General features: G+C 53.0%; 19 protein-coding genes. 11 read left to right on the top strand and 8 right to left on the bottom strand.

Translation table 11 applies throughout. The annotated features are described in order from the left end of the window. Positions 1-13: 13 nt before the first annotated feature. The 3 genes from BAQU_RS05515 to BAQU_RS05505 all read right to left on the bottom strand — a co-directional run bounded on the left by BAQU_RS05515 (position 14) and on the right by BAQU_RS05505 (position 4876). The gene (locus tag BAQU_RS05515) at positions 14-2056 is read right to left on the bottom strand and encodes a bifunctional ADP-dependent NAD(P)H-hydrate dehydratase/NAD(P)H-hydrate epimerase (protein WP_094693445.1); all 2043 of its coding nucleotides are present in this window, start codon (positions 2054-2056) and stop codon (positions 14-16) included. Positions 2057-2126: 70 nt separating this feature from the next. Next, positions 2127-3728, bottom strand: a complete 1602-nt coding sequence (locus tag BAQU_RS05510; protein WP_094693443.1) for an ABC-F family ATP-binding cassette domain-containing protein — start codon at positions 3726-3728, stop codon at positions 2127-2129. A gap of 191 nt (positions 3729-3919) precedes the next feature. Further along, a complete protein-coding gene (locus BAQU_RS05505; protein WP_094693441.1) occupies positions 3920-4876 on the bottom strand; it encodes a hypothetical protein in 957 nt (318 codons plus the stop codon). 281 nt (positions 4877-5157) lie between these two features. Between BAQU_RS05505 and uvrA the strand changes: the two genes are divergently transcribed. The 8 genes from uvrA (at position 5158) to secG (ending at position 16458) form a co-directional block, all read left to right on the top strand. Further along, entirely contained in the window at positions 5158-8055 is a 2898-nt protein-coding gene (gene uvrA, locus BAQU_RS05500; RefSeq protein ID WP_094694007.1) for an excinuclease ABC subunit UvrA, read from the top strand. A 12-nt stretch (positions 8056-8067) separates the two neighbouring features. Next, complete coding sequence (uvrC, locus tag BAQU_RS05495) at positions 8068-10533, top strand: excinuclease ABC subunit UvrC (RefSeq protein ID WP_094693439.1); 2466 nt, start codon at positions 8068-8070, stop codon at positions 10531-10533. Positions 10534-10673: 140 nt separating this feature from the next. Beyond that, complete coding sequence (locus BAQU_RS05490) at positions 10674-11621, top strand: shikimate dehydrogenase family protein (RefSeq protein WP_094693437.1); 948 nt, start codon at positions 10674-10676, stop codon at positions 11619-11621. Then, positions 11618-12547, top strand: coding sequence for an RNase adapter RapZ (rapZ, locus tag BAQU_RS05485; RefSeq protein WP_094693435.1), 930 nt, complete (start codon positions 11618-11620; stop codon positions 12545-12547). The genes BAQU_RS05490 and rapZ overlap by 4 nt, the downstream gene beginning before the upstream one ends. A gap of 176 nt (positions 12548-12723) precedes the next feature. Beyond that, complete coding sequence (gene whiA / locus BAQU_RS05480) at positions 12724-13683, top strand: DNA-binding protein WhiA (RefSeq protein ID WP_094693433.1); 960 nt, start codon at positions 12724-12726, stop codon at positions 13681-13683. A gap of 346 nt (positions 13684-14029) precedes the next feature. Further along, entirely contained in the window at positions 14030-15226 is a 1197-nt protein-coding gene (locus tag BAQU_RS05475) for a phosphoglycerate kinase (RefSeq protein ID WP_094693431.1), read from the top strand. A gap of 124 nt (positions 15227-15350) precedes the next feature. Next, entirely contained in the window at positions 15351-16145 is a 795-nt protein-coding gene (gene tpiA / locus BAQU_RS05470; RefSeq protein WP_094693429.1) for a triose-phosphate isomerase, read from the top strand. A 64-nt stretch (positions 16146-16209) separates the two neighbouring features. Beyond that, a complete protein-coding gene (gene secG, locus BAQU_RS05465; RefSeq protein ID WP_094694005.1) occupies positions 16210-16458 on the top strand; it encodes a preprotein translocase subunit SecG in 249 nt (82 codons plus the stop codon). A gap of 431 nt (positions 16459-16889) precedes the next feature. On the opposite strand, the gene BAQU_RS05460 is transcribed toward secG, so the two are convergent. The 3 genes from BAQU_RS05460 to tkt all read right to left on the bottom strand — a co-directional run bounded on the left by BAQU_RS05460 (position 16890) and on the right by tkt (position 21153). Continuing rightward, complete coding sequence (locus tag BAQU_RS05460; protein ID WP_211277117.1) at positions 16890-17204, bottom strand: GIY-YIG nuclease family protein; 315 nt, start codon at positions 17202-17204, stop codon at positions 16890-16892. A 636-nt stretch (positions 17205-17840) separates the two neighbouring features. Next, positions 17841-18950 (bottom strand): transaldolase, encoded by a 1110-nt coding sequence (gene tal, locus BAQU_RS05450; protein ID WP_094693423.1) that lies wholly within the window; start codon positions 18948-18950, stop codon positions 17841-17843. 100 nt (positions 18951-19050) lie between these two features. Next, complete coding sequence (tkt, locus tag BAQU_RS05445; protein ID WP_094693421.1) at positions 19051-21153, bottom strand: transketolase; 2103 nt, start codon at positions 21151-21153, stop codon at positions 19051-19053. A gap of 362 nt (positions 21154-21515) precedes the next feature. On the opposite strand from tkt, the gene hrcA reads away from it, so the two are divergent. Both hrcA and dnaJ read left to right on the top strand, forming a co-directional pair. Next, positions 21516-22718, top strand: coding sequence for a heat-inducible transcriptional repressor HrcA (gene hrcA, locus BAQU_RS05440; protein ID WP_094693419.1), 1203 nt, complete (start codon positions 21516-21518; stop codon positions 22716-22718). A 61-nt stretch (positions 22719-22779) separates the two neighbouring features. Further along, positions 22780-23928 carry a molecular chaperone DnaJ gene (dnaJ, locus tag BAQU_RS05435; RefSeq protein ID WP_094693417.1) on the top strand — a complete coding sequence of 383 codons (1149 nt, stop codon included), beginning with the start codon at positions 22780-22782 and terminating at the stop codon, positions 23926-23928. 192 nt (positions 23929-24120) lie between these two features. Here the strand turns inward: dnaJ and BAQU_RS05430 are convergent, their stop codons facing one another. Next, complete coding sequence (locus BAQU_RS05430; RefSeq protein ID WP_094693415.1) at positions 24121-24912, bottom strand: fructosamine kinase family protein; 792 nt, start codon at positions 24910-24912, stop codon at positions 24121-24123. A 140-nt stretch (positions 24913-25052) separates the two neighbouring features. Between BAQU_RS05430 and uppP the strand changes: the two genes are divergently transcribed. Next, positions 25053-25925, top strand: a complete 873-nt coding sequence (uppP, locus tag BAQU_RS05420; protein ID WP_094693411.1) for an undecaprenyl-diphosphatase UppP — start codon at positions 25053-25055, stop codon at positions 25923-25925. 47 nt (positions 25926-25972) lie between these two features. Here uppP and BAQU_RS05415 read toward each other — a convergent pair whose 3' ends face one another. After that, positions 25973-26881: a PAC2 family protein gene (locus tag BAQU_RS05415; protein WP_244568438.1), complete on the bottom strand. Its 909-nt coding sequence runs from the start codon at positions 26879-26881 to the stop codon at positions 25973-25975. Between the last annotated feature and the right edge of the window lie 116 nt (positions 26882-26997).

Below are 26997 nucleotides of genomic sequence, written 5' to 3'. Positions count from 1 at the left end.
TCGGTCTGTCGAGTTAAAGATCATCGTCTTCAGAGACATCATCCATGTCCTCTGAATCCTCATCGGCACTGGTGTTTGCCTCATCTTCGGATTCTTCCTCAATTTCGGCAATATAGCTGACCCGGTTTTCAACTAGGAGAGTCAGGGATGCTCGGATTTGTGCAACGATGTCAGATGCGACGATTGGATGTCCGAGTACCGGCTTGGTGGCATAGGTGTCGCCATCAAGCACATCGCCGAGCCATTGGACAAAGTTGCGAGCATGATGTGGGTCACACAGCAGCGGCAAGGTCCATCCTCGTTGATACGAACCGGAAGCGATTCTTGCCGCAATACCATGAAGATACGCTCCTGCTGCAACGCATTCGCCGATTCGATATGGATTTTCTCGCAGTGCATCAGCATTCTGCGCAACCACCGCTCCAATTATGCCGGCCAGGACATCGCCTGAGCCTGCCGTTCCCGTCCATGCTGGAGCAAAGCCTGAGGTGATAACTGTTGGATTGCCCAAGCCGTCGTCGAAGATGATCACAGTGATGGCGCCCTTGAGCAGAATCGTCGCCCCCGTCAGTTCCCAGGCACGAATGCCCCACTTCATTGGTTCAGCAAGAACATCTTCGGTGGAAACATCTTCTCCTCGAGAAGCAAGCAAGGAAGCCAACTCCCCGGCATGTGGCGTGAGAATGACATTGGCGGTTACGCGTCCGGGCAACAATGGCAAAGCCCCAGCATCGACCACTGCACATGGTTGGGCACGCTTGCCGGAAGCGGCATTCGTAGCTTCCGATGAATTTACCGAGAGCCTGATCTGAGAGGCATTATTCGAAAGCTCGCTTTCGTCTACCTTCTCATCTGCATCGACATCGTCGATATCGGTGCCATCAACCATTGCAATATCGTAATCATCGAGAATGTCCTGAATCTGGCGATGTTGAGAATCGTCGTCCTTTACAGATACTCCTGATCCCACAACCCACGACTGTACATGGCCGGCCCCTGTCACCGCTTCTGGAAGCCGCGAGAGAACCATCTCCTCGGCACGTTGTGGACCGCAATAGCGAATCATGCCAACATTGCTTGCACTTGCTGCGGTGCTTGACATGACCGCTGCACCTGGATACTGCTCTGAACCGGTGACGAGACCCACTACTCCACGTGAATACTTGGAATCACTGAGATGCGGTAAACGAATCCATTGGGCTGACGCGTCCATTGTTGTCGCTCGCACCGCTGGCTCGATATGCTCCGTGTCAAAGCCGAAATCGACAACGACTACCTGACCGCAGACATAGGCCGCCGGTGGAAGCATCGAGCAAGGCTTTAATGCTCCGAAGGTGACGGTGACATCTGCAGGAATATATGCGCCGGGAAGGGTTCCATCATCAATGCCGATTCCCGAGGGGGTATCCACCGCCAAGATCAGCGGCAAGCCGTGAGTTTCCATGCTGTTTGGAAGAGCTGCTCTGTCGGGAAGTTCACCGCTTTCGCCCAACGCATCGGCTATGGCCGCAGGGATGCCTTGCAGACTTCCATGAAGGCCTATCCCGGTCATCGCATCAATCACCAGATGCGCTGATGCAATGTATGAGAGCACATCTTCAAGACGTTCCGAACTTTCTTCGGAATCGCTCGGTGTCACGCAACCGGGAATGATCGCCTGTTGATCTATTGCGTCTATTTCGACCCCACTGTGCAGACATGCATCCAATCCCTCCGGGTGAAGACTGCGCCCAACGGCAACCACGCTGACTGAAGCACCAGCCTGGCTGAGTTCAGCGGCGGCATACAGGCCATCGCCACCGTTATCGCCTCCGCCTGCAAGAACTACAACATCCGCTTGGTCGAGTTCAACATCGATGTGTGAAAGCATCACGCGGGCGGTTGCTGCAACGGCGGAAGCCGCGGTCTGCATCAAAGGAACACCTATATCGAGCAGGGGCTTTTCCAAAGCTCGTACGGTCTGAGAATCGAAGGCTTCGCAGAGAAAATCGTCATGTGCTGCCACATTTACCCGGGAATTCGAACCCGCCGAAGCGCTGAGAAAAGATGACGACATTGCAATCTACCCCCCGAATCGAAGCCAATGTGATGAACTGCCACTCTCACATCAACTCTACCCGTGGGTTCTACTCTTCGGCAACGAGATCAAGATATCCGTCGTTCCACAGATCCTCGTCACCATCGGGCATCAGAAGCACACGCTCAGGATTCAGCGCCTGCACAGCCCCCTCATCATGGGTTACCAGCACAATCGATCCCTCATATTTGGATATCGCCTTGAGAATCTCATCACGGCTGGCTGGATCAAGATTGTTGGTTGGTTCATCGAGCAGCAGAACATTGGCGCGGCTGGTAACCAATGTTGCCAAGGCCAGACGTGTCTTCTCGCCACCGGAAAGAACAGACGTGGGTTTCATCGCATCTTCGCCAGAGAATAGGAACGAACCCAGAATCGTACGCGCCTGGGTGTTCTCCAATTCAGGGGCAACATGCTGAAGATTTTCTAATACGCTGACATCGTTATCCAAGGTGTCATGTTCCTGAGCAAAATAGCCGATCTTTGCGCCATGACCGAAATCGACCACACCGGTGTCAGGTTTTTCAATGCCGGCAAGCAGACGCAGGGTCGTGGTCTTTCCGGCTCCGTTATATCCGAGAATCACTACACGGGAACCCTTGTCAATGGCGAGATTGATGCCCGCAAATACAATGTTGGAGCCATAAGCCTTTGAAATATCCTTCGCCATGATTGGCGTGCGACCACAAGGAGCAGGTTCCGGAAACCTGAGGTCTGCGACCTTCTCGTCGCGCTGCGCTTCTTGTGTCCCTTCGAGCAATCGTTCTGCTCTGCGCATCATATTCTGTGCCGCCACTGCCTTGGTGGCCTTTGCATGCAGACGGATGCCCTGCTTCATGAGGCGATCGGCCTTTTTCTCGGCAACCTCGCGCTCGCGACGACGTCGTTCCTCATCAACGACGCGTTGCTTGAGATACGCCTTCCAACCAAGTGCATAGGCATCGATCTGGCCAAGCTGTGCATCCAAATGCCAGACCTTATTGACGGTTTCGTCTAGCAATTCGGTGGAATGGGAGATGACGAGGAATCCTCCGTCGAAATGGCGCAGATAGTTCTTCAGCCATTCAATCGAATCGGCATCCAAATGGTTGGTCGGCTCGTCAAGAATCAAGGTATCGGCATCGGAATAGAGAATTCTTGCAAGCTCGATACGGCGACGTTGACCGCCAGAAAGCGTTCCCAAGGTTCTCTTGAGAATGTCTTGATCGAGTCCAAGACTTTCGCCCATCGCGATGGCTTCGGATTGTGCCGCATATCCGCCGGCCTGTTCAAAATCCTGCAGTGCCTTGTCATAGCGGTTCATGGCCTTTTCCATGATAGTCGGGTCAGGATTGGTCATGTCAACCTCTGACTTGCGCAGACGCGTGATGATCGAAGCTATGTCTCGCGCACTCATAACGCGGTCAAGAGCGCTCTGGTTTGGATCTGCCGCGTGCGTGGACTGCGGAAGATATCCAAGTTTGCCAGATACGCGTACTTTGCCGGCCGAAGGCAACATATCGCCCGTAATCACTCGGGTAAGCGTGGTTTTTCCTGCACCGTTGCGACCGACCAGGCCGATGCGGTCACCCTTGCCGACGTGAAAGTTCGTTGGCGAAAGCAACAATCGAGCGCCTATTCGAATTTCCAGACCCTGTGCCTCGATTGCCATGCCTCATCCGCCTTACCGTGTTAAAAAATGCATGGACGCCTCATCCAGCGTCCCGTCCTGCCCTCTGCCAATCGACCATCATAACATCGGTCTTGATTTGGCCTATGTGCACGTTGTGCTTTCGGAGTCGGTTGTATGACTGAATCGCGAAAAAACCGACTCCCAAAGCACAACCTGCACACAATCATGGCCTAGGCGTTGGCTGATGTGTTCGGGACAATCGAATAGTGTTGCCATGGGAAATAGATGAGCAGCGCGCCGATTGCAGTCATGGCAATAATGATGACTCCGATAGGCGCTGAGGTGGTGAACAGACGAACTCCAACGCCGATTGCGGCCCAGATGACTACCAGTGGGCTGATCCAATCGTTCAATCTGGTGCGTATTGCAAAAGCTCCACCGAGCAGCAGAATGAGCATGAAGAAAGTTGTGGTGGCCTGCACGGTCGATTCAATGTTCGGATACTGATGGACCGCGAGATACGAAGCATTGGCGCAGGTAGCGATGGCTAGCCAGCTTGCGTAAATCGAAATCGGTGCCCAGACAAGAATGCCTGCTCCTGCACGCCTCAACAACGCATACATCAGCCAGACGGAGATGGCGATGGCCACGATGATGATCATGCTTGCGGTGAATTGACCATAATGCCATACGATCAGCCAGCTCACGTTGAGCAGGCAGCTGAGGATAAAGAGCATGCCGACCGCGTTGAAACCGGTGTTCCATAGATAGGGGAGACGCTCGCGGGGGAGCACTGCCAGAAAGACAGCAAGAGCTATGTATATGACGCCCCAGATGGCGAACACATAGCCTGCGGGAGTGAACCATGCGAACTCTCTGTTGGAGATCTCGCCCGTGGTGGTGCCACCCAGTCGGGCGAGTTCCGAGTAAGCGTTGAACGCGACCATGATCGCCCAGCTTATCCACAGCACGGTGGTCTGAGAGACATGCCGGGTCGTATGCCCACTCTTCTTTGCCGTGGTCTGCTTGTCGTGTGGCGTATCGGCATTCGCATCGTCGATGCCTTCGCCACCCTCCGGGGAAGCAGAATTGCCCTGCTCGACATCGAAAGGTGCAATGCTGTGGTCGGTCTCTTCGATATCGGGTGCCTCATTCGACTCGATTGGCCCCGCTTGATGTTCGCTCATCGATCCCCCCTCATTCGTGCTTTCCTGCCTCCGCTGCTCTGTGACAAGTCTCGCACACTATCAGTATCGATGCTTGGCATGACGCGCAGCATGCACGAAACGCCCTGTGTGAAAATCGAACAGATGTTCGAAGCATATGCTTCAATGGGGGTACGATATTCACAGTTCATCGAAAGTCCACGAATAGAAGCGAATCCACAGTGCAGACATTGCAAGAACATGCATCGCAAGAGAGGGCGGCACAGCTCGACCGCGTGCACGACCTTATTCACAACCCCCCAATGAAAGCGACGAGCAACACGCTCATTGCGGACCTTTCAACGCTTCCGAGTGACAGAAAAATTGTCATTCAGGGTGCTCGTGAGCATAATCTGAAGAATGTAAGTCTTGAATTTCCACGTAACAGGATGGTCGTCTTTACGGGGCTCTCTGGTTCAGGGAAATCCTCGTTGGCATTCGATACCTTGTTTGCAGAAGGTCAGCGGCGCTATGTCGAGTCGCTCTCCGCGTATGCACGCCAATTCCTTGGCCAGATGGACAAGCCCGATGTCGATTTCATCGAGGGCTTAAGTCCTGCCGTCTCCATTGACCAGAAGACCACCAATCGCAATCCTCGCTCAACTGTCGGCACGATTACAGAAATCTACGACTACCTTCGGTTGCTGTTTGCTCGTACTGGCATTCCCCATTGCCCTGTCTGTGGAGCATTGGTCACTGCCCAGACACCTCAGCAGATTGTGGACACATTGCTCAGCCACAGCGATGGCACCCGTTTTCAGGTGCTCGCACCGGTGGTCAGTGGCAGAAAAGGTGAATTCGTAGAGTTGATGGAGACTCTCCGCTCCGATGGATATGCACGCGCATTGATTGATGGCACCATGCATCAGCTCAATGACGACATCAAACTGACGAAGCAGAAAAAGCATACAATCGAGGTGGTCATCGACCGACTTGTGCTCAAATCAGGCATTCGCCAACGGTTGACGGACTCCATAGAAACGGCACTCAGACTTGCGCACGGTTCGGTGATTGCCGATTTTGTGGATGTGGACGAGAAGAGTCCTGAACGTCGCCAGCCTTTCTCGGAGCATCGAAGCTGCCCGAATGGACACGCTCTCGAACTGGACGAAATAGAACCACGCACCTTCTCGTTTAACGCACCATACGGTGCCTGCCCAACATGCTCTGGCCTCGGTTTCAGCCTGGAAATCGACCCTGAACTCGTCGTTCCCGATCCTGATAAATCACTAGCCGAGGGAGCGATTGAACCATGGGGCGGAACCAAATCCACGTCGGATTACTATCAGCATCTTCTCGAGGCGCTCGCCAAAGATATGGGCTTCTCGATGAAGACACCTTGGAAAGAACTTCCCAATGAGGTTCGTCACGCCGTTCTCTACGGTCACGAATTCAAAGTGAACGTGTCCTATCGCAATCGTTGGGGAAGACTGCGCGAATACTCGACTGGTTTTGAAGGCGTGATCCGCACGCTCATGCGTCGTCATGACGAGACTGACTCCGACCAGATGCGTCAGTACTACGAATCATATATGCGCGAAATCCCTTGCCAGACGTGTCAGGGTAAACGACTCAAGCCTGAGGTTCTTGCCGTGACGGTCAAGGATGAATCTATCGCCGATGTATGCGATATGCCGGTGGTAAGAGGTCTTCAATGGGTTTCTGAGCTTCATCTGGAGGGTTCGGCAGCAAAGATCGCCGGCGAGGTTCTGAAGGAAATCCGGGCTCGACTTGGTTTTCTTAACGATGTCGGTTTGGACTATCTCACGCTCTCCCGCGCAGCGGCGACGCTTTCCGGTGGCGAGGCACAGCGCATTCGTCTGGCAACGCAGATCGGTTCTGGTCTGGTCGGCGTAATGTACGTTCTGGATGAGCCGTCGATAGGCCTGCACCAACGCGACAACGAGCGGCTGATCGAGACCCTGCATCATCTTCGCGATCTGGGCAATACCCTCATCGTTGTGGAGCACGATCAGGAGACGATTGAAGAAGCTGACTGGGTGATCGATATCGGTCCAGGCGCCGGTGAACACGGTGGCAGGGTTATGTTCTCAGGGCCGGCGCGTCAGATTAGTGATGCCGCGGGTTCGGTAACCGGCGATTACATTGCCGGCAGGCGCTCGATTGAAATCCCGAAGAAGCGTAGAAAGATTCACAAGAGCAAACAGATTACGATTGTTGGTGCGCGTGAGAACAATCTGAAGAACATCACGGCAAAGATTCCTCTGGGTGTGATGACGGTCATTTCAGGTGTTTCTGGATCGGGAAAGTCAACGCTTATCAACTCGATTCTGTACCCATCCCTTGCAGATCGTCTCAATGGCGCCCGTATCGTGCCAGGCAAGCACACCAGAATTGAAGGTGTTGACCAGCTCAAGAAGGTCATTCATGTCGATCAGAACCCAATCGGGCGCACACCTCGTTCCAATCCAGCTACCTATACCGGCGTATGGGATAAGATTCGTCAGCTCTTCGCCAAGACTCCGGAGGCACAGGTTCGCGGATATGGTCCAGGTCGCTTCTCATTCAACGTCAAGGGTGGTCGTTGTGAGGCGTGTCATGGTGATGGAACACTCAAGATTGAGATGAACTTCCTGCCTGATGTCTATGTGCAATGCGAGGTGTGCCATGGTCAGCGCTACAACCGTGAGACGTTGGAAATCACATACAACGGCAAGAATGTCGCCGAGGTGCTGAATATGCCCATCGAAGAGGCCAGTGTGTTCTTCAAGTCATATCCGTCGATCCATCGCTATCTGAAAACCTTGGTAGATGTCGGGTTGGGTTATATCCGTCTAGGACAGCCAGCGCCCACACTCTCCGGCGGTGAATCGCAGCGAGTGAAACTCGCGACCGAACTGCAGAAGCGTTCGGATGGGACCACGGTCTATATTCTTGACGAACCGACCACCGGGTTGCATTTCGAGGATGTCCGCAAACTTCTTCGAGTTCTGCAAGGCCTGGTGGATAAGGGCAACACGGTCATCGTCATTGAACACAATCTCGATGTCATCAAAAGCGCAGACTGGCTCATCGATCTCGGTCCTGAAGGCGGCGATGGTGGCGGTACGATTGTCGATGAGGGCACTCCTGAGCATGTTGCTGACAATCCACAGAGTTGGACAGGCAAGTTCCTGAAACCGATGTTGGAACAACAATAAGGTTATTCACGGATGACTATTGGTTTTATTGAGCGGCATTCTCCGCAGGTGTGGCAGGCGCGGGCACGATCGCTGATCCAATCGACGCAGATGCCGGTGACTGGTTCCGAGGGGGAAGGCGACCAGGCGCGCAAGGTCAACAAGAATGGTGCGCCTCTGCTCGGTGATACTCGTGATCTGTTCCGCCCGAAGACATCTGACATTCCCAATCAGCCTGGAGTCTACAAGTGGCGTGATGGTGAAGGGCGCGTCATCTATGTTGGCAAGGCGAAGAATCTGCGCAACAGGCTCACGAACTACTTTCAACCGTTGTATCAGATGCATCCGCGGACGCAGACGATGGTACTTACTGCGCGAAGTCTGGAATGGACGGTTGTCGGCACTGAGTTGGAATCGCTCACACTCGAATACACCTGGATCAAGGAGTTCGATCCTCGCTTCAATGTGGTCTTCCGTGATGACAAGACCTATCCATATCTAGCGATGTCGTTGGGAAACCAACTGCCGAGGATCTGGATAACGCGAAGTAGAAACCGCCGAAACACCAGATATTTCGGTCCCTATGCGAAGGTCCGCGATCTACGGAGAACCTTGGATAAGTTGCTTATCGCATTTCCGATTTCCGATGTGACTCCTGGAGTCTATGACCGCTCGAACGTGACCATACACACCATTGACCATGAGCTGCTCACAGAATATCAACGCAACCAAGAGAAAATCATTGGCATCATGACTGGTCGGATTGGTTCACGATACCTTGAAGCGCTCAAGGCCCAAATGCAGGTCGAAAGTGAAGGTCTGAATTTCGAGAAGGCTGCACGGCTGCGCGATCAGATCATGATGCTGAAAACGGTGATAGAACAGAATGCCGTTGTGTTTGACAGCAACGTCGACGCGGATGTCTTCGGTCTCGCCTCTGATGAATTGGAAGCATCTGTCCACGCATTCTTTGTCAGATCGGGTGCCATCCGCGGTGAGCGCAGCTGGAGTGTGGAACGCGTCGAGGATGTGAGCGACGAGGAGCTTGTCAGTGATTTGATCACTCAGGTGTATTCAGTTCTGATCGAAGAGAACGAATCTCAAATGAGGAACATCACACCGAAGGCCCTTCATGCCGAGTCAGAGATTGCAGTGCAGTCTGAAAAACCTATGCAATCTGAGACCCCTGTGCAGTCTGAAACCCCTGTGCAGTCGGGTGAAGATACCACATTGGAACAATCTGATGACGATGAGCTCAACGCCTTGGCCGACGAGTTCCCAGCCGGATATCAATCTCGCAATACGGGCATTGCCATCTCACGGGCACGCGACGCTCTCGGTTCGACGCAGCATATTACTGCAACTGATGCCATCGCTCGTTCCAAGGCAACACGCGAGCGGCATGAACGTCAGGAAATGACGGGTAGAGCTGATCTTCTTGCACCTATTTCGCCTATTCCGAGGGAAGTCATTCTGCCCCTGATTCCCAAACGAATGGAGTCATTGCAAACATGGCTTTCCGATCGACGTGGCTCCACGGTGAGACTGCATGTGCCTGAACGTGGTGAAAAGAAGGCATTGCTTGATCGCGCGAATGCGAATGCAGGGCAATCGCTGATACGTAGCAAAATGAGCAGAATCAGCGACATCGGAGCCCGAACCGAAGCCATGAATGACGTTGCCAGGGCATTGGGGCTTAAGCAGGCTCCCCTGCGCATCGAATGCTACGATATTTCAAACACTATCGGTGGCGCATTCCAGGTTGCTTCCATGGTTGTCTTTGAGGATGCCGTTGCCAAGAAGTCCGAATACCGAAGATTCGCCATACGTGGCAAAGATGGCAATGGTGCCATCGACGATACATCGGCAATTTATGAGACCCTGATGCGCCGGTTCAAGCATGGCAATGTCGCCGGTGATTCCGGCGAGGATATGAGCAATGAACGTGAGATTGAACGTGCACAGGAATCGGGGGAACGCGTTGCCGAGAACACGGAAGGTATCGTTCAGCAGCGCATCGCCCCTCATCGCTTTGCATACAAGCCCAATCTGATTGTGGTTGATGGCGGTAAGCCGCAGGTCGCAGCAGCTCAGCGCGCGTTGAATGACTCCGGCATAACCGATGTTGCACTGTGTGGCCTTGCCAAGAAGCTCGAGGAGGTCTGGATTCCTGACGATGACTATCCCATCATTCTCAGGAGGCAGTCAGAGGGACTGTACCTGCTGCAGCGGGTTCGAGACGAGTCACATAGGTTTGCGATTACCTATCACCGTCAGAAGCGTCGGAAAGGCGCATTGCGCTCTGAACTGGATGACATACCAGGCATTGGAGCTTCATATCAGAAACGTCTCCTGCGGTATTTTGGTTCAGTGCGAGCCATGAAGGCGGCAAGTCAAGAGGAACTATGCAAGGTCAATGGAGTTGGAACATCCAAGGCGGCCGCAATCTTCGATGCGCTTCATAAGGAAGACGCATCGGGTTCTCCCACTGTTCGATAGACAATTGAGGAGCCACCTCTCTCGGGGATGCTCATTATGTGGTGTTCTACCGGCGATGTTATAGAGGCATGGCACAATCAAGACAGACGCCCGAAAAATCTGATAGGGCTGTGACTCACAGGAGATAGGAGCAGGGGGGTATGAATAGCACAGCAGTTGCATCCGTTAGGCCGTACCCGCACAATGGTGTTGCTCTCAAACAGCATTGCGCAGTTCTTGGAAGCCCGATAGCGCATTCGCTTTCTCCGGTGCTGCATAGGGCCGCGTATCAACGCTTGGATCTTCCGAATTGGGATTACATTCGGCATGACGTTCACGCAGACGATCTTGTCTCATTCATCGCTTCCCTCGACAGTACATGGGCTGGCTTGAGTCTTACGATGCCGCTGAAAAAGGCGGTGATGCCGCTGGGGAAGGCGAGTGACCGCTGGTCTCACACCTTGAAGGTCGCCAATACGGCGGTGTTGAGTTGGGGTGCGTCGAATGGAACAGAGCCCAGAATCTCCCTGTACAACACTGACGTTGAAGGCATTGTCAAGGCTCTTGAACATGCAGAGCTCGGCAGCGATGCCAAGGTGCGAAGCAACCGCAGCGATCTCCAAGGTGCAGTCGTGATAGGTAGCGGCAATACTGCGGCCTCTGCAATAGCGGCATGTTGCACTCTCGGCGTGGGGCATGTCGACATCATTGCGCGAAACGAAGCTGCCAAGCAGGGGCTTCGACAACTCTGTGCGACGCTTTCCATGACCTCGACGACATGGTCGCTCACCCAGATGCCACGCAATATCAGCGATAGACGATACATCATATCCACCCTTCCTGCGCATGCGGCGGATTCTCTTGCACAGGCATGGATCAGTGAGAATATTCGTTTGAATGCAAGCGTGCTTGACGTCGTGTATAAACCTCGCCCTAGTATATTCGTGGAGACATGTGCACAGCTGGGAGCTGTAGTGATAACAGGAGAGGAAATGCTGATATACCAGGCCATACCTCAGGTAGCCCTGATGACGCGAACGAAGCAGGTGGATATGCCTGCAGATCTTGACATGTCAATGCGCATGGCAGTGCAGGAGGCAATCAAATGAGCGAATGGATCGGTTCGAAACCTGAGCAGGAGAGCGAGGATTCCTCGCCCGAACCCGCCGATGATTTTGAGGTGCTGCTCATCACAGGAATGTCTGGTGCTGGGCGCTCTCGTGCTGCGGACAGTGTTGAGGACATGGGATGGTACGTTGTTGATAATCTGCCTCCCAAGCTTCTCGTACCTCTCGTGGATATGATGACTTCGTCTGGTTCGAAGGTTCACAAATTGGCAGCCGTCATCGATGTGCGGTCGCGCTCGTATTTTGATGATCTGGCAGCCGTGCTCAGCCATCTGGACGATCTCGGAGTGAAATATCGGATCCTGTTCCTGGACTCGGACAATGATGTGCTCATCAAACGCTATGAATCTGTGCGCAGGCCGCATCCTCTTCAGCATGGACGTAGACTTATCGATGGCATCAACGAAGAACGTGACCTGCTTTCGAATCTGAAGGATCGTGCGGATGTCGTGATTGACACATCGCACTTGAGCGTCCACCAGCTATCGACAAAACTCTATGACGCACTCCTGGGCAAGGGCCCGCAGACAGTTACCGTGCATATTTTCAGTTTCGGCTTCAAATATGGCCTTCCACTTGATGCCGACTTTGTCGCCGATGTACGCTTTCTGCCAAATCCCTTCTGGGTGCCGCAACTGCGCGAACTCAATGGTTTGAACAAGCCCGTGAGCGATTACGTACTTTCCAGTCCGCAGGCATCTGAATTCCTTAAATTCTATTCACAGGCCATTCTGACAGCCATTCGTGGCTATGCCCGTGAAGACAAGCACTTTGTAACCATTGCCATGGGCTGCACGGGTGGTCAGCACAGATCTGTTGCCATGAGTGAGGCATTGGCCAAGATCTTGAGAAGTCAGGGGCTGTCTGTTACCGTCTCGGCGCGGGAACTGCAACGAAAACGGGAGTAGATGGCAACGGTGTCAGAAGCGTAGGAAAAGACCAGAAGATACCGACAAATCGGGTTCACGAAGGTGCATAACCTCATGAAATGTCCAAGATATTCGGTATCACAGATAGCCGGTAGGTTTCGGAAAGAAACCAAAATTTTAGCCAAGTCAAGAATGTAACTGTAGGAGGTTAGCTGTTGGCTCTACTGGATGATGTCAAAAGCGAACTCGCCGTAATCGACAACGAACTGCCTGCAGCGAAGAAGGCGCAGGCTGCAACGATGATTCGTTTCGGTGGCGGGCTTCATCTTGTGCAACGGCATATCGTTGTAGAAGCTCAGTTCGATTCTCGTGATGCCGCACAGTGGCTGCAGGCCACGATTCAAGAGGTTTATGGGCATGAATCGGATGTGATTGAGGTTTCGCGTCAGACGCCGACAGGCATAGTAGTCAGATATTCTGTCAGAGTATTGCGTGCAGGCGGCGCGCTTGCCCTGCAAACTGGATTGCTCGATCGCCGCAAGCGTCCGGTTCGAGGACTGCCCGCAGAGATAATAGGTGGCAACATCGCTCAGATCAAGGCGGCATGGCGAGGAGCGTTCCTCGCGCATGGAGAGCTTTCTGATCCTGGCAAGGCGAGTTATCTTGAGATTGTGTGCCCCGGTTCAGAAGCGGCACTTGCACTTGTCGGTGCGGCACGTCGTCTCGGCATCAATGCAAGGGCACGACAGGTGCGAAGCTCTGAACGTGTTACTTTACGTGATCCAGATGCGATTGAGCGCATGCTGAATCTCATTGGTGCACCACATTCTGCCAGAGAATGGACCGGTAAGCGCAGCGACGGGGAATCCCGCGGCAAGGCCAATCGTCTCGCCAACTTTGACGACGCGAATATGCGTAGAAGTGCAAAGGCTGCCGTTGAGGCCAGTGAGAAGGTTACGAAGGCATTCCAGATTCTTGGCAAGGACATTCCCGACAACCTGCGTGCTGCCGGTCAGTTGAGACTCGATCATCGTGATGCAAGTCTTGAGGAACTGGGCCGCCTTGCAGATCCGCCCGTTACCAAAGATGCTATCGCTGGCCGCATTCGGCGTCTGCTTCAATTGGCCAATAAGATAGAGAAGCAGCAGGCACAGAATAATCGGGCCGTTGACTGAATTTCTAGATTTCACATGAGATCCAGGACATCATATGAATCCCAAGATCTCACCCTTGCTTGAGTTCGATGATTGAGGGACTGGAACTCGTGGAGCCCCATCGTTCATTACATGTGAAGGATGCTATGCCGGTGCATGTCGAAGCTTTCCCCTCGCTATGCACCAGCATGCCGTGTTGAATTGTCATAGGTGAAAGAGGACATTCACATGTCAGTAAATTTCAGCGCCATTGTTCGTTGCCCCTTGTAGTCTGTGAACTGTTATGTGATGTAAACCACTGTTCGTGCGTGAGACAGAATCGTTGGAATAAGGCGATTGAGATGAGCACGGCGAGAAAGGATAGTTTATGAAGACACTCAAGGACCTTGGAGATTTGCAAGGTAAGCGTGTTCTGGTTCGAGCTGATTTCAATGTTCCTCTGAAAGGCACAACCATCACCGATGATGGCCGTATCAAGGCTGCTCTGCCAACTATCGAAGCCCTTCGCAAAGATGGCGCAAAGGTCATTCTTATGGCGCATCTTGGCCGTCCCAAGGGCAAGGTCGTTCCTGAGCTGAGCCTGGCACCTGTCGCCAAGCGTCTCGGTGAACTGCTCGGCATCGAAGTTCCTCTTGCATCGGATACCTATGGTGAGGATGCACAGAGCAAGGTTGCTGCGCTCAAGGATGGCGAGGTACTGCTGCTCGAGAATGTTCGTTTCAATCCTGAAGAGACCAGCAAGGACGAGGCTGAGCGTGCTGCCTACGCCAAGAAGATCGCCGCCCTCGGTGAAGTCTTCGTATCCGACGGTTTCGGCGTTGTTCACCGTGCGCAGGGATCGAACTATGACGTTGCAGCTGATCTGCCATCAGCGGCGGGTCTGCTGGTCGAGAAGGAAGTCAAGGCACTCTCTCATGCAACGGTTGATCCAGAGCGTCCGCTGACGGTCGTTCTTGGTGGTTCAAAGGTTTCCGACAAGCTTGGTGTCATCAAGAATCTGCTCGGTAACGCCAATCGTCTGATCATCGGCGGTGGCATGGTCTACACATTCCTCAAGGCTCAGGGCTACGAGGTCGGAACTTCACTGTTGGAGGAAGACCAGGTTGACGTAGTCAAGGGCTACATCGAAGAGGCTAGGAAGAACGGCGTTGAGCTCGTGCTGCCGACAGACATCATCGTTGCTGACAAGTTTGCTGCTGATTCGCCGCATGCCACGGTTGCTGCCGATGAAATTCCATCGGACAAGATGGGTCTTGACATTGGTCCTGACTCACAGAGACTCTTCCACGACAAGATCGTTGATTCCAAGACAGTCGTCTGGAATGGTCCAATGGGCGTGTTCGAGTTCCCGGCTTTCGCAGCAGGCACCAAGGCCGTTGCACAGGGACTGGTCGATGCAACTCAGGCGGGGGCCTTCACCATCGTTGGCGGTGGTGATTCAGCTTCTGCAGTACGCAATCTCGGTTTCCCCGAAGATGGATTCTCGCACATCTCGACTGGTGGTGGCGCATCGTTGGAGTTCCTTGAGGGCAAGGAACTCCCAGGACTGAAGGTTCTTGAGTAATCCCAGGAATCATGCATCGAATCGGACGCAATCGAATCCGATTGCGTCCGATTCATACACGATGGATGCTTACAGATCATTGAATTGACTCGATCTGCATGGCGTAAGAAGGAAGGTTGCGACGATGGCACGAAAACCACTGGTAGCGGGAAACTGGAAGATGAATTTCGATCATCTTGAAGCTACCTACTTCGTGCAGAAGCTTGCCTGGATGTTGCGTGATGCGCATTTTGACTACAGGAAATGCGAAGTTGCGCTGCTTCCTTCATTCACCTCCCTACGCAGTGTCCAGGTGCTCGTTGAGGCGGATAACCTACATCTCAAATATGGGGCACAGGCCGTCTCGGTTACATCCCAGGGGGCTTTCACCGGGGATGTTTCTGCGGACATGATTGCCCATCTTGGATGTTCGTATGTGATTGTGGGCCATTCTGAACGCCGAAAATATCATCCTAAGGACGATGCAAACATTGTCGATCAGGTGAGGGCCGTTCTTGCAGCAGGCATGCAACCGATCCTGTGTGTGGGTGAGAGTTTTGAGGAACGCAGACAGGGCATTGAACTGGAATTTGCAGTCGGACAGGTTCACGATGTGACTCGTGACTTGTCAGAGGACGAGACAAAGCAGTTGATCATCGGATATGAACCGGTGTGGGCGATAGGCAGCGGTATGGTTGCTACTCCTGAATCGGCTCAGGACGCTGCTCGCGCAATTCGAGATCACATTCGACTGACCTTTGATACTCATGTCGCTCAGTCGGTGCGTATCATCTATGGTGGCTCGGTTACCTCGAAGAATGCGGCTCAGCTGCTCTCAGAACCCGATGTGGACGGTTTTCTGGTTGGTGGAGCTTCCTTGGACGTAAATGAATTCACCAATATTGCACGAATAGCCGAAAAAGTCGCAACTCGGGATTAATTCAGGAGTTTTATTCCAAAGCATGCTGTATTGTTGTGAGAGTTGATTAAAGGTGGAGGTTCAAGTGACCATACTTAAGATTGTTCTGCAAGCCATTGTGGTAATTGCCAGCATTCTGTTGACGTTGCTCATTCTTATGCACAAGGGCAAGGGTGGCGGTCTTTCCGATATGTTCGGTGGCGGCATAAGCTCCAATGCAGGCACCTCGGGAGTTGCAGAGAAGAACCTCAACAGACTCACGGTTATTGTTGCCATCACATGGGTGGTCATCATCATTGCGCTTGGCGTGATGAAGCGCTTTGGCCTCATCTGATACACAATTCATTTTTAGGAAGCCCCGGCACATACCGGGGCTTCCTGTATATCGGGAGAATATAGGGAGGCTATAAGCAATACCTTGCCTATAGCCTCGATTCTTTCCCCCGTCTTTTCCAGTGTTTCCTGTTCCCATCTTCTCCAATGATTCTTTCTCTGGCATCTCGCGTGTTTCTCGTTTTGTCATCTCGAGCGGAGGCGTAGCCGCAGTCGAGAGATCTCACATTCGCTGGATACCAGGAGAATATCCCTCGACGCGCTACGCTTGCTCGGGATGACGGGGTCCGCTTCATTCGGGATGACGGAATCTACCGCTTGCTCGGGATGAACGAGGTGCGCCACGCTCGGGGAGGCGGGATGTGCGCCTTAGCACGGGATGACGGAGTAGGGACACTCAGAAATCTACACGCCATAACGAAGAGTCGGATCTTACCATTGTAATGACAAATCTTTCCATTGTGGATTCTTCGCATTGATGAGTGCATCCTTTTTCGTGCGGCTCCAGTGTTTGAGTTGTTTTTCACGTTCTATGGCTGCCATTATTGACTCCGAGGTTTCCAGATACACCACCTTGGTGAGTTTGTACTGTGCGGTGAACGCACGTCCTTCGCCTCGGCGATGCTCTTGCAGCCTTCGCATGATGTTGTTGGTTACTCCGATGTAGAGAACGGTGTTGTGCTGGTTTGTGAGCATATAAACGTAATACATGTGGTGAGAATAGCGTTTGCCTATTGATTGCGACACTGCAATCTGGTCATGTGGTCGAATATGAACCCACGTTGTGCTGACTCAGAGCAGTCCCACTGCACCTGTGCCTACGTTCGGCACGACTATTCTTCTGCTCCATGGACTTGCTCTCTCCTTTTGTGTCGCGGGATCTGCTCTTTCCTTTTGTGACATTGAGTGTCGTTCTTTTTGTCATCTCGAGCGGAGGCGTAGCCGCAGTCGAGAGATCTCCGCTTTTGATGTTCGTTGGTGAGATCCCTCGACTGCGGCGATTCGCGCCTCCGCTCGGGATGACGGGGAAGGGGGAGTGCTTGGGGAGGACGGAAAGGTGGAATGTGCTTGGGGATGACGGAAGGTGGAGCGGGGGCGTGAGGGATGGCGGAAAAGGGAGTGGGCTTGGGAATGGCGGAAAGGTGGAGTGGGGGGCGTGAAGGGACGGGTTTCTGGGTTGTTAGGGAGCACTGGGTGGGGAGGATGCGCATACGCTTGGGATCGCAGAGTAGGGGACATCCATGAATCTTCAGAGCCCTTCATGCCGCAATGTGAAGAGGCCTCGTCGTTTATTTTAAATATGGGCATAAAAAATGTGCATGTACCAACTGGCACATGCACATTATGAATTACCGGAAATTCAGTTTGGTAAATTCAGTTGCTTCAGGCATTGACGCGGTCAATGCCGGACTGAACATCGCTGAGCACCGAGTCCCAGGACTTGATGAATGCAGCGACACCATCAGCCTCAAGCTTGTCGGTGACTTCCTTGATGCTGATACCGAGCTCTGCAAGCTTGTTCATGACTTCGTGGCTCTCCTCGTAAGTGTCTACGATGGAAGGCTTGCCATTGCCATGGGCTGCAAGAGCATTCAGCGTCTTCTCAGGCATGGTGTTGACAATGTTCTTGGCAACGAGTTCATCAACATACTTGCAATCAGAGTATGCAGGGTTCTTGGTACCGGTCGATGCCCACAGTGGACGCTGCTTCTTGGCACCTTTGGCCTCAAGGTCGGCCCAGCGTGGATCCTCGGCGAACTTCTTCTCGAAGAGTTCATAGGCGAGTCGGGCATTGGCAACGGCTGCCTTGCCTTCGAGCGCCTTGGCCTCGTCGGAGCCATTGGCTTCGAGGAGTTTGTCAACGGCAGTATCAACGCGGGAGACGAAGAAGGATGCGACTGAACCCATGCGGCTCAGGTCGTGGCCATTCTTGTCAGCCTGTGCGATACCTTCGATAAAGGCATCGATGACCTGCTCGTAGCGTTCGAGGGAGAAGATCAGTGTGACGTTCACTGAAATGCCCTTGGACAATGTTGCGGTGATTGCTGGAAGACCCTCAAGCGTTGCAGGAATCTTGATCATGGCATTCGGACGATCAACCTTTTCCCACAGTTCCACAGCCTGCTTCTCGGTGTTGGCGGTGTCGTGCGCGAGGCGTGGGTCAACTTCGATGGAAACGCGTCCGTCGACGAAGTTGGTGTTCTTGGCAACATCAGCGAATATATCGGTTGCGTTGCGTACATCGGTTGTGGTCAGTTCACGAACGGCGGTCTCGACGTCAACCTTGCCGAGTTCCTTGAGCTGTGCATCATATGGGCCTACCTGGCTCAGTGCCTTCTGGAAGATCGATGGGTTGGTGGTAACCCCAACGACATTCTTCTCTGCGATGAGCTTCTGCAAGCTGCCAGATTCGATGCGGGTACGGCTCAAGTCATCGAGCCAGATCGAAACGCCGGAGTCACTCGTACGTTGTGTGTTTTCATTTTCTGCCATTACTACTCCTTAAATTCACTCAAACATCTGTATGCATGCATGGGAGTGAGCGGTCAGGATCTTGCTGAGCTGCGCACTCCCACAACATTGCGAAGATGAACTATTCAGCTGCCTCTACGGCTGCGATGGAAGCCTTTGCGGCATCTTCGACATGTTCGGCGGTGATGCCAAGGTCAACCATGTTCTCGTCGCCGTCACCCTGAAGGCCGAAGCTTTCGATGGAAACGGGCTTGCCATAGCTGCCGAGGTACTTGTACCACGGCATTGCGATGCCGGCTTCGACCGACACACGAGCCTTGACGGCTGAAGGAAGAATCTCTTCGCGATATTCTTCATCCTGCTCTTCGAACCATTCCATGGATGGCACAGAAATCACACGTGCCTTGATGCCTTCATCAGCAAGAGACTTGGCTGCTGCAACGGCATGCTGAACCTCGGAACCGGTTCCCATGATCAGTACATCAGGCTCACCTTCGGTGTCAACCAGCACATAGGCGCCACGACGAACGCCATCACGTGCCTTTGCCTTGGTCTCCTCAAGGGTAGGAACACCCTGACGTGTCAGAATCAAAGCCGCTGGAAGCGTATTATCCTTCTCGAAGAAATAACGATAGGCCTCGGCGGTTTCGTACTCATCGGCTGGACGTACAACCTCGAGCTGAGGAATGCCGCGAACTGCTGCAAGATGCTCGATTGGCTGATGCGTTGGACCATCTTCACCAAGAGCCACTGAATCGTGGGTCCAGATGTAGAGGTTTGGAATCTTCATCAGTGCTGCGAGGCGAACGGATGGACGCTCGTAATCGGAGAACTGGAAGAAGGTGCCATTGAATGGACGGGTATCGGAGCCCAGAAGAATGCCATTGGTGATGGCACCCATGGCGAACTCACGGACGCCGAAGTGCAGCTGACGCCCATACTCATTGGCATCTGGCCACTGGACCGTGGCATCCTTGGCTGGAATGAATGAAGCTGCGCCCTTGATGTTGGTGTTGTTGGAACCACCAAGATCAGCGGAGCCACCCCAAAGTTCAGGCATGACGGCGGCGATTGCATTGATGACGGCACCGGAAGCCTTACGTGTCGCAACCTTTGAACCAGGCTCGAACGTGTCGACGAGATCATCGATAGCCTTGTCGAACTCCTCAGGAAGCTTGCCCTGGCTGATACGGTCGTAGAGAGCGGCCTTATCGGGGTTTGCCTTTCTCCAAGCGTCAATCTTCTGATCCCACTCGGCGTGCGCCTCAAGTCCACGCTGCGCAACCTCGCGAGCGTGAGCAAGCGCCTCTTCGTCAACTTCGAAGCTCTTGTCTGGATCATATCCAAGAACCTTCTTGAGGCCAGCCACAGCTTCACTGCCGAGCTTTGAACCGTGGGAAGATGGATCGTTGGTCTTGCCTGGCGTTGGCCATGCAATGAGTGAATCAACCTTGATGAACTTCGGACGATCGGTGACTGCCTCGGCCTTTTCGAGAACCTTGGCAAGACCTTCGGTGTCTTCCTTGTAGGTTCCGTCTGGCTGAATGAAGCTAAACTCATCGGTGTACCAGCCGTAAGCCTCGTAACGCTTGAGAATGTCTTCACCGAAGGCGAGCTTGGTGTCGCCCTCAATCTGGATGTGGTTGGCATCGAAGATAACAGTGAGGTTTCCGAGTTCCTGATTGCCTGCGAGTGAGCTTGCCTCAGATGAGACGCCTTCCTCGACATCGCCCTCACCACAGATGACCCAGACCTTATGGTCGAATGGTGAAGTGCCAGCCTTTGCGTCAGGATCAAGCAGTCCGCGCTGGTAGCGCTGGCCGTATGCAAATCCGACGGCAGAAGCGAGACCCTGGCCCAGGGGGCCGGTTGTCATTTCGATGCCTGGAGTCAAGCCATATTCAGGGTGGCCTGGAGTGCGCGTTCCGGCAGTGCGGAACTTCTTCAGATCATCAAGGGTCAGGCCATAGCCAGAGAAGAACAACTGAACGTATTCAGTCAGGGAAGCATGTCCACCCGAGAGAATGAAACGATCGCGTCCTGCCCACTTTGGGTCGTTTGGATCGTGCTTGATGAAATGCTGGTAGAGCGTATAGGCGATTGGAGCCAGAGATATTGGGGAGCCGGGATGGCCGCTTCCTGCCTTCTCAACCGCATCTGCAGAGAGGACCTTAGCCATCTTGACTGCGCGGTCGTCCAGCTCAGACCACTTAAAATCGGTCATATGTGATCAACTTTCCTTCCAATTAGTGGGCCTCGCATCTGGCAGGTGCCGAATGCGAATGCGACCCTCACATTGCACTCCCATGCTAGCTTTCGCAGACGACACAGAACGTGAGGATTCGTGTGTCCGACAGTCGGATTGATATCCGGTTCGAGAGGCTTAGCTGATAACGAAGTCATTAGCAGTCTTCCATAGTGAGTGCTAATACTTCTTATACTGTTAGATGGTTAATAATGACTCCATATGATGATGTCACGGCAATTATGAGTGGCACGGTGCTTTCGGATGAGTTTTGCAAGACACGCCGAACATGAAGGAGTCCGAGTTCAAACACTTGACGGACTGCAGATAAGGAGGCGAGCATGACGAACACACGGAGAATGCTTGTTTTGCGAGCTGTGGTCGAAGACTATATTCGTTCTCAGGAGCCTGTTGGCTCGGGCTCGCTCACGAAATCCCACGATCTTGGCGTGAGCTCGGCAACGGTACGAAATGACATGTCTGCTTTGGAAGATGAAGGTTTTCTGGTGCAGCCGCATACCTCTGCGGGCAGAATTCCAACTGAAAAGGGATATCGCTACTTCGTTGATCGACTGGCGAAGATAGTTCCACTCTCTCGGGCACAACGCAGGGGCATCGATGGATTTCTTTCAGGTTCGGTCAGTCTTGAAGATACCTTGCATCGGGCTGCACAGCTGTTGGCACAGGTCACCGGTCAAGTCGCGATAGTGGCATCGCCTTCGCTTGCCAAATCACTCTTGCGCAGAATTGAAATTGTTGCATTGGCACCGACGATGCTTCTGGTGGTTGTCATTACTGATACTGGCAGTGTGGTTCAGAGGACTCTTCGTTGCTCTGAGGTGCCTTCTGCAGAGCTCATCAACCGTCTTGGTGACGTGGTGAATCAGCAATGCCAGGGAGTTTCTCTATCCCGTACCGGCGAATTCCTGCGAAGCTTGTCAATGACCGCTGCGTTTCACCGGATTCATATGCTCGTGGTGAGACTTGCCGAGATATTCGACGACATGGCAGGTGAGGAGCAGTCCAGCAAACTCTATATGGCTGGAACATCGCAACTCACACATCAGCAGGCAATTGGCATTACCGATCTGGCTCCAATCTTCGATGCGTTGGAAGAGCAGGTTGTTCTGATGAGATTGATGAGTGCACTCAGCGAGGTTCGACAGTCTCATGGGGTCAGTGTTGCCATTGGTTCAGAAACTCATACGCTTGGCCTGATTCATGCTGCCGTCGTTACCAGTGGATATGGGCACATAGCCCGCTCAGCGTCAGCCGATGCTGCCACCGGTCTGCGTCGTCAGGAGGTGGACGGCGCTGATGACATCAGTAATCGCTTGGCCGGGAATGCTGTGGAGATGAATCTGGGCACTGGCGATGAAGATGAGTCCTCAGTCTCGGATACTGCAGAGCCAGTGGCCTTCATCGGTTCCATCGGGCCGACGCATATGGATTATGCGGCTACGATCTCCGCTGTTCAGGCAGTTGCGCGGTATCTGACTTCATGTATCGCACAGGAAAACGGGAACGAAACTTCCCCATCATAATGCTTCGGCCATTGCGGCCATATGAGACAATTGCACGGCAAGCACACAGAAAGAAATACCAGTGGCAGATTATTACGAGGTCTTGGGGGTTACCCGCGAGGCAAGCGAAGATGAGATCAAGCGGGCATATCGAAAGATGAGCCGTAAATATCATCCAGACATTGCTGGCCCGCAGTTCGAAGACAAGTTCAAAGAGGTCAACAACGCCTACGACGTGTTGTCCGATCCGCAGAAGAAACAGATGTATGACCAGGGCGTAGATCCTAACAATCCACAGGCTTCTGCCGGATTTGGACAAGGCGCGCAAGGGTTCGATGGATTTGGTGATATCTTTGGCCAGTTCTTTGGTTCAGGCTTTGGATCTTCAGGGCAGGGCCCGATTCCTCGTACACAGGCTGGCCGCGATGCCTTGTCACATGTGAACATCGATTTGAAGACAGCCATTTTCGGGGGAGTGGCGCACACCACGATCCATACCTATGGTCTGTGTCCTGACTGTGGTGGTGCCGGTACCCGCAATGGCGAGAAGCCAGTGACCTGCCCGGATTGCAAGGGTCAGGGGTTCAGACAGAAGGTGGTGCGCACCATGTTGGGGCAGATGATGACTTCAGCGCCATGCGAACGCTGCGAGGGCCACGGAACGATCATCGAGCATCCATGCCAGACATGCGTGGGGCATGGTCGTGTGCAGACGAAGCGTTCTGTTGGAGTAACCATTCCTGCCGGCATTACCGATGATTCCCGTCTTCGTCTCGCTTCTCAGGGTGAGGTCGGTGAGGGCGGTGGTGCCGCTGGTGACTTATATATAGACATATCCATCAATCCAGATCCTCAATACACGCGCGATGGAGACAATCTGCATTGCTGGATTCAGATTCCAATGAGCTGGGCAGTTCTCGGGCATGACATCGACATTGACACTTTTGATGGCAAGAAAACCTTGAGCATCCCGGCCGGGTGCCAGTCGGAAGACGCGATTCCTCTGAAAGGGCTTGGCGTGACGAAGCTTCGCTCGCAAAGCGAACGTGGTGATCTGGTTGCGCACATGGTTGTCGATACGCCAACCAAGCTCAGTGACAAGGAAGAGAAGCTGATGATGGAATTCGCAAAGCTTCATGACGCCGATGCCCATCACACGACGGGAAGGTCACGCCCTAAGACAAAGAGTCGCAAAGGGTTCTTTGGCAGAATCAAGGATGCCTTGGGCTGACAAGACCATATGGCACGGCACAATATCAATATGCCTGTGATACGGATGGGGACTGTGTAAGCGCTTGCACAGTCCCCATCCGTACTTCTTCCGTATACAACAACTCGAAAATCTCACTTGAGATGGAGTGAAAAATCCACATCAGGTCTGTGAAAGCAGCGTATTGAACCAGCCTGTGGAGTGTTTCTGGTGCTATTGAAGCAGCGAGCGGCACATGGAACGGTATTCGCTCACATATCCGCCACCGAAGAATACACAATGTCCGGCAATGGGGTAGAGCTGCCACAAGGTGTATCGCTGTTGGAATCCAGAAGCAAGAGGATGAACTGACTGGTAGCCATCAACGATCTGTTCCAGGTACGATGCTCCGAAAAGATGCAGCATCGCGATGTCCTCTTCCCGATGCCCACCATGCGCAGCGGGATCAATCAGCACCGCCTGCGTCTCACCTTTGTCGGCCGTCCACATCAGATTGCCGCTCCATAGGTCTCCGTGAACGCGAGCAGGCTTGTCATGACCGGCTTCGCCGAGTAAGTCCGGCAATGCATCAACGATTTCTTCTGTCATGCGTAAGTCGTTCTGATTTAATGCTCTGCGCTCAATGCCCATCCGAACCATGGGGAGTAGGCGCCCTTCGGCATAATAGTCAGCTGGATTGTCCCAAGTGCCCGTGTCCATCGGAACCGGATCCTGCAAGGGTCCGAAATAGCATGTTCCTGTATAGTCTCGAGGCGCTGAGCCGAAGTAGTCAGCACCTGCGTCATGCATGCGCGCCAATGCCGCCCCGAAATCATATGCGGCCTTTGGTGTTGGCGAACTTGCATCGACACGCTCGATATCGAGATAGTCCTTGCCCCAATCAAAGACATCAACAACACGGGGTCCACCTTGAGATTGTGCTTCACCAAGCCATTGCAAACCCCTGCCCTCACATTCGAAGAATCCGGCTGGAGCATGGGCGCGACTTTTACGATATGTTGCCATATTGAATCTCCTTGGTATTATCTATACGTTCATTGTGGGCATTCTGCGCGACAATGAGCCCATACGGGCTTCCACGCGTGCAGGTTGAGTACTCTGTGACGTGGAATGTCCATATTCGTTCATCAGCAATACGAGGCTTTATGAATTTCTTCGAGGCGATTTTCTTCGGCATCATTCAGGGATTGACTGAATTTCTGCCTGTTTCTTCAAGCGCACATATTCGAATCATTGGTGCTTTGCTCGGAGATGACCCAGGGGCGGCCTTCACTGCCATCATCCAGATTGGTACGGAATCTGCGGTTCTGCTGTATTTCAGGCATGACATCGCAAGAATCCTCTCACATTGGTATCGCTGCCTGATGGGAACCAATGGCAAGGATATGCACAGCCGCTTTGGCGCAGGGGACAAGGATGCGTCAATGGGCTGGTACATCATCGTCGGTACCCTGCCGATAGTGATTGCGGGTGTGCTGTTCCAGAAGCGCATTGAAACGAGCCTTCGAAATCTGTGGATTACGGTTTCCGTATTGATTATTTTTGGCTTGCTGTTGTGGTATTTCGATGCGAAGAGCAGACAGATCAAGACACTTGACGACATGAACATGAAGGAAGCGGCAATCTTTGGCTTCGGTCAGATGCTTGCTCTCATCCCTGGTGTTTCGCGTTCCGGCGGAACCATCACCTTTGGCCGTGCCATGGGCTATACGCGTGAGTCTGCGGCGCGTGTCAGCTTTCTGATGGCAATACCAGCCGTTTTCGGAGCTGCCGTTCTTGAAACGGTAAAGGCAATTGGCGATGCATCCTCAGAACCTGGATTTCCGGGTTGGGGCGCTACAATTTGCGCCACCATCGTCAGTTTCGTCGTTGGCTACCTGGTCATCATTGCATTCCTGAAGATCATTTCGACCTTCTCTTACAAGGGTTTTGCAATCTATAGAATCGTAGTGGCAGTCATTGTCGCAGTCCTACTGATTGCAGGAGTCATTCTTCCACTTGCAGGTCCCCAAAGCTGAACCCATCCATCAGCCGAGCAGAAACATTGTCTCTGCTCGGCTGACAGCTATTCAGAAAGGGCGTTGCCGGCAGCAGAATCAGGATAGTCAGGGCCTGGATGACCCTTATGATTATCCTTGTTCTGCTCTCGTTGCAAATAGGCCTCGGCTTCTGCAATGAGCTCACGAGCCTCATCGGTTGTCATCTCGTCGCTTTCATCGGCGAGTGTTTTGGTATCTACCTGCCGTTCCAAGCGCTTGACATAATCCGCCAAATCATCGTTGCAGCTGAGCAACATGGATGCCTGAGCCTTCCACTGCTTGCCCTTCGTTGGCAGATCACCCTCATTCAGGGTGACTCCGAGCAGCTGTGAAAGTTTGCGCAGTAGCTGCAAGGTTCCCTGCGCGCATTCGTCACTGCCAAGATATTGCGGAACTGAAACCCAAACCGAATCAGTATCGAATCCATGATCTCTGGCGATGGAGTCAAGAACGGTTGTGATGCCTACAGGACCACAGTGATCATCCGTTCCTGAACAGTTGCATTCACAGTCGTCGGAATACACATCGATGGGCAACGCGCGAGTATGGGGACAGTCTGCGAACATAGAGCCCAGAGTGATGACGTGATCAACGTCGTATTCCTCGGCGATGTGAAGATTCTGGTGGCAATATTCCATCCAACGATAATTTGGCTCTGGACCGACCTCGGCCACTATGGTGTGTCTGTCGTCAATGTGAATCTCATAGAAAGTCGTTTCCGGCCAGACTATTCTCCCACGACCTTGTACAAAGCACATCATAGGACGTGTGGTCTGGTAGTCATAGAAGCCGTCGCAGCTGATGCGGGCGACTTCATTCGAGTCATACATATCAATGAGGTGGCGCACAACGTTGGAGGCAGCCTGGCATGCATCGTTCCAGCCCTCAAATGCTGATACGAGTACGCGTCTGGTTTGGAAAGTTTCTTCACTCACATAACCTACAGTAACGTGAAAATGATTCGTCTCGCATTTTTGCCGAAAGCAAGATGTGGATAACGCTCTTGATGACAATCTGCAACACTCCCAAAGTGCCTCATATTCGTTGGAAA

This window comes from Bifidobacterium aquikefiri, from assembly GCF_002259795.1.
Lineage (GTDB): Bacteria > Actinomycetota > Actinomycetes > Actinomycetales > Bifidobacteriaceae > Bombiscardovia > Bombiscardovia aquikefiri.
This window is presented reverse-complemented; position numbering and strand designations above follow the sequence as displayed.

What these genes read in the sequence shown, in the direction of transcription:
- BAQU_RS05515 (WP_094693445.1), bottom strand. Translation starts at nt 2,056, where the DNA reads ATGTCGTCATCTTTTCTCAGCGCTTCGGCGGGTTCGAATTCCCGGGTA.
- tpiA (WP_094693429.1), top strand. Translation starts at nt 15,351, where the DNA reads ATGGCACGAAAACCACTGGTAGCGGGAAACTGGAAGATGAATTTCGAT.
- uvrC (WP_094693439.1), top strand. Translation starts at nt 8,068, where the DNA reads ATGACTATTGGTTTTATTGAGCGGCATTCTCCGCAGGTGTGGCAGGCG.
- tkt (WP_094693421.1), bottom strand. Translation starts at nt 21,153, where the DNA reads ATGACCGATTTTAAGTGGTCTGAGCTGGACGACCGCGCAGTCAAGATG.
- BAQU_RS05475 (WP_094693431.1), top strand. Translation starts at nt 14,030, where the DNA reads ATGAAGACACTCAAGGACCTTGGAGATTTGCAAGGTAAGCGTGTTCTG.
- BAQU_RS05510 (WP_094693443.1), bottom strand. Translation starts at nt 3,728, where the DNA reads ATGGCAATCGAGGCACAGGGTCTGGAAATTCGAATAGGCGCTCGATTG.
- uvrA (WP_094694007.1), top strand. Translation starts at nt 5,158, where the DNA reads ATGAAAGCGACGAGCAACACGCTCATTGCGGACCTTTCAACGCTTCCG.
- uppP (WP_094693411.1), top strand. Translation starts at nt 25,053, where the DNA reads ATGAATTTCTTCGAGGCGATTTTCTTCGGCATCATTCAGGGATTGACT.
- BAQU_RS05430 (WP_094693415.1), bottom strand. Translation starts at nt 24,912, where the DNA reads ATGGCAACATATCGTAAAAGTCGCGCCCATGCTCCAGCCGGATTCTTC.
- hrcA (WP_094693419.1), top strand. Translation starts at nt 21,516, where the DNA reads ATGACGAACACACGGAGAATGCTTGTTTTGCGAGCTGTGGTCGAAGAC.
- tal (WP_094693423.1), bottom strand. Translation starts at nt 18,950, where the DNA reads ATGGCAGAAAATGAAAACACACAACGTACGAGTGACTCCGGCGTTTCG.
- rapZ (WP_094693435.1), top strand. Translation starts at nt 11,618, where the DNA reads ATGAGCGAATGGATCGGTTCGAAACCTGAGCAGGAGAGCGAGGATTCC.
- BAQU_RS05490 (WP_094693437.1), top strand. Translation starts at nt 10,674, where the DNA reads ATGAATAGCACAGCAGTTGCATCCGTTAGGCCGTACCCGCACAATGGT.
- BAQU_RS05505 (WP_094693441.1), bottom strand. Translation starts at nt 4,876, where the DNA reads ATGAGCGAACATCAAGCGGGGCCAATCGAGTCGAATGAGGCACCCGAT.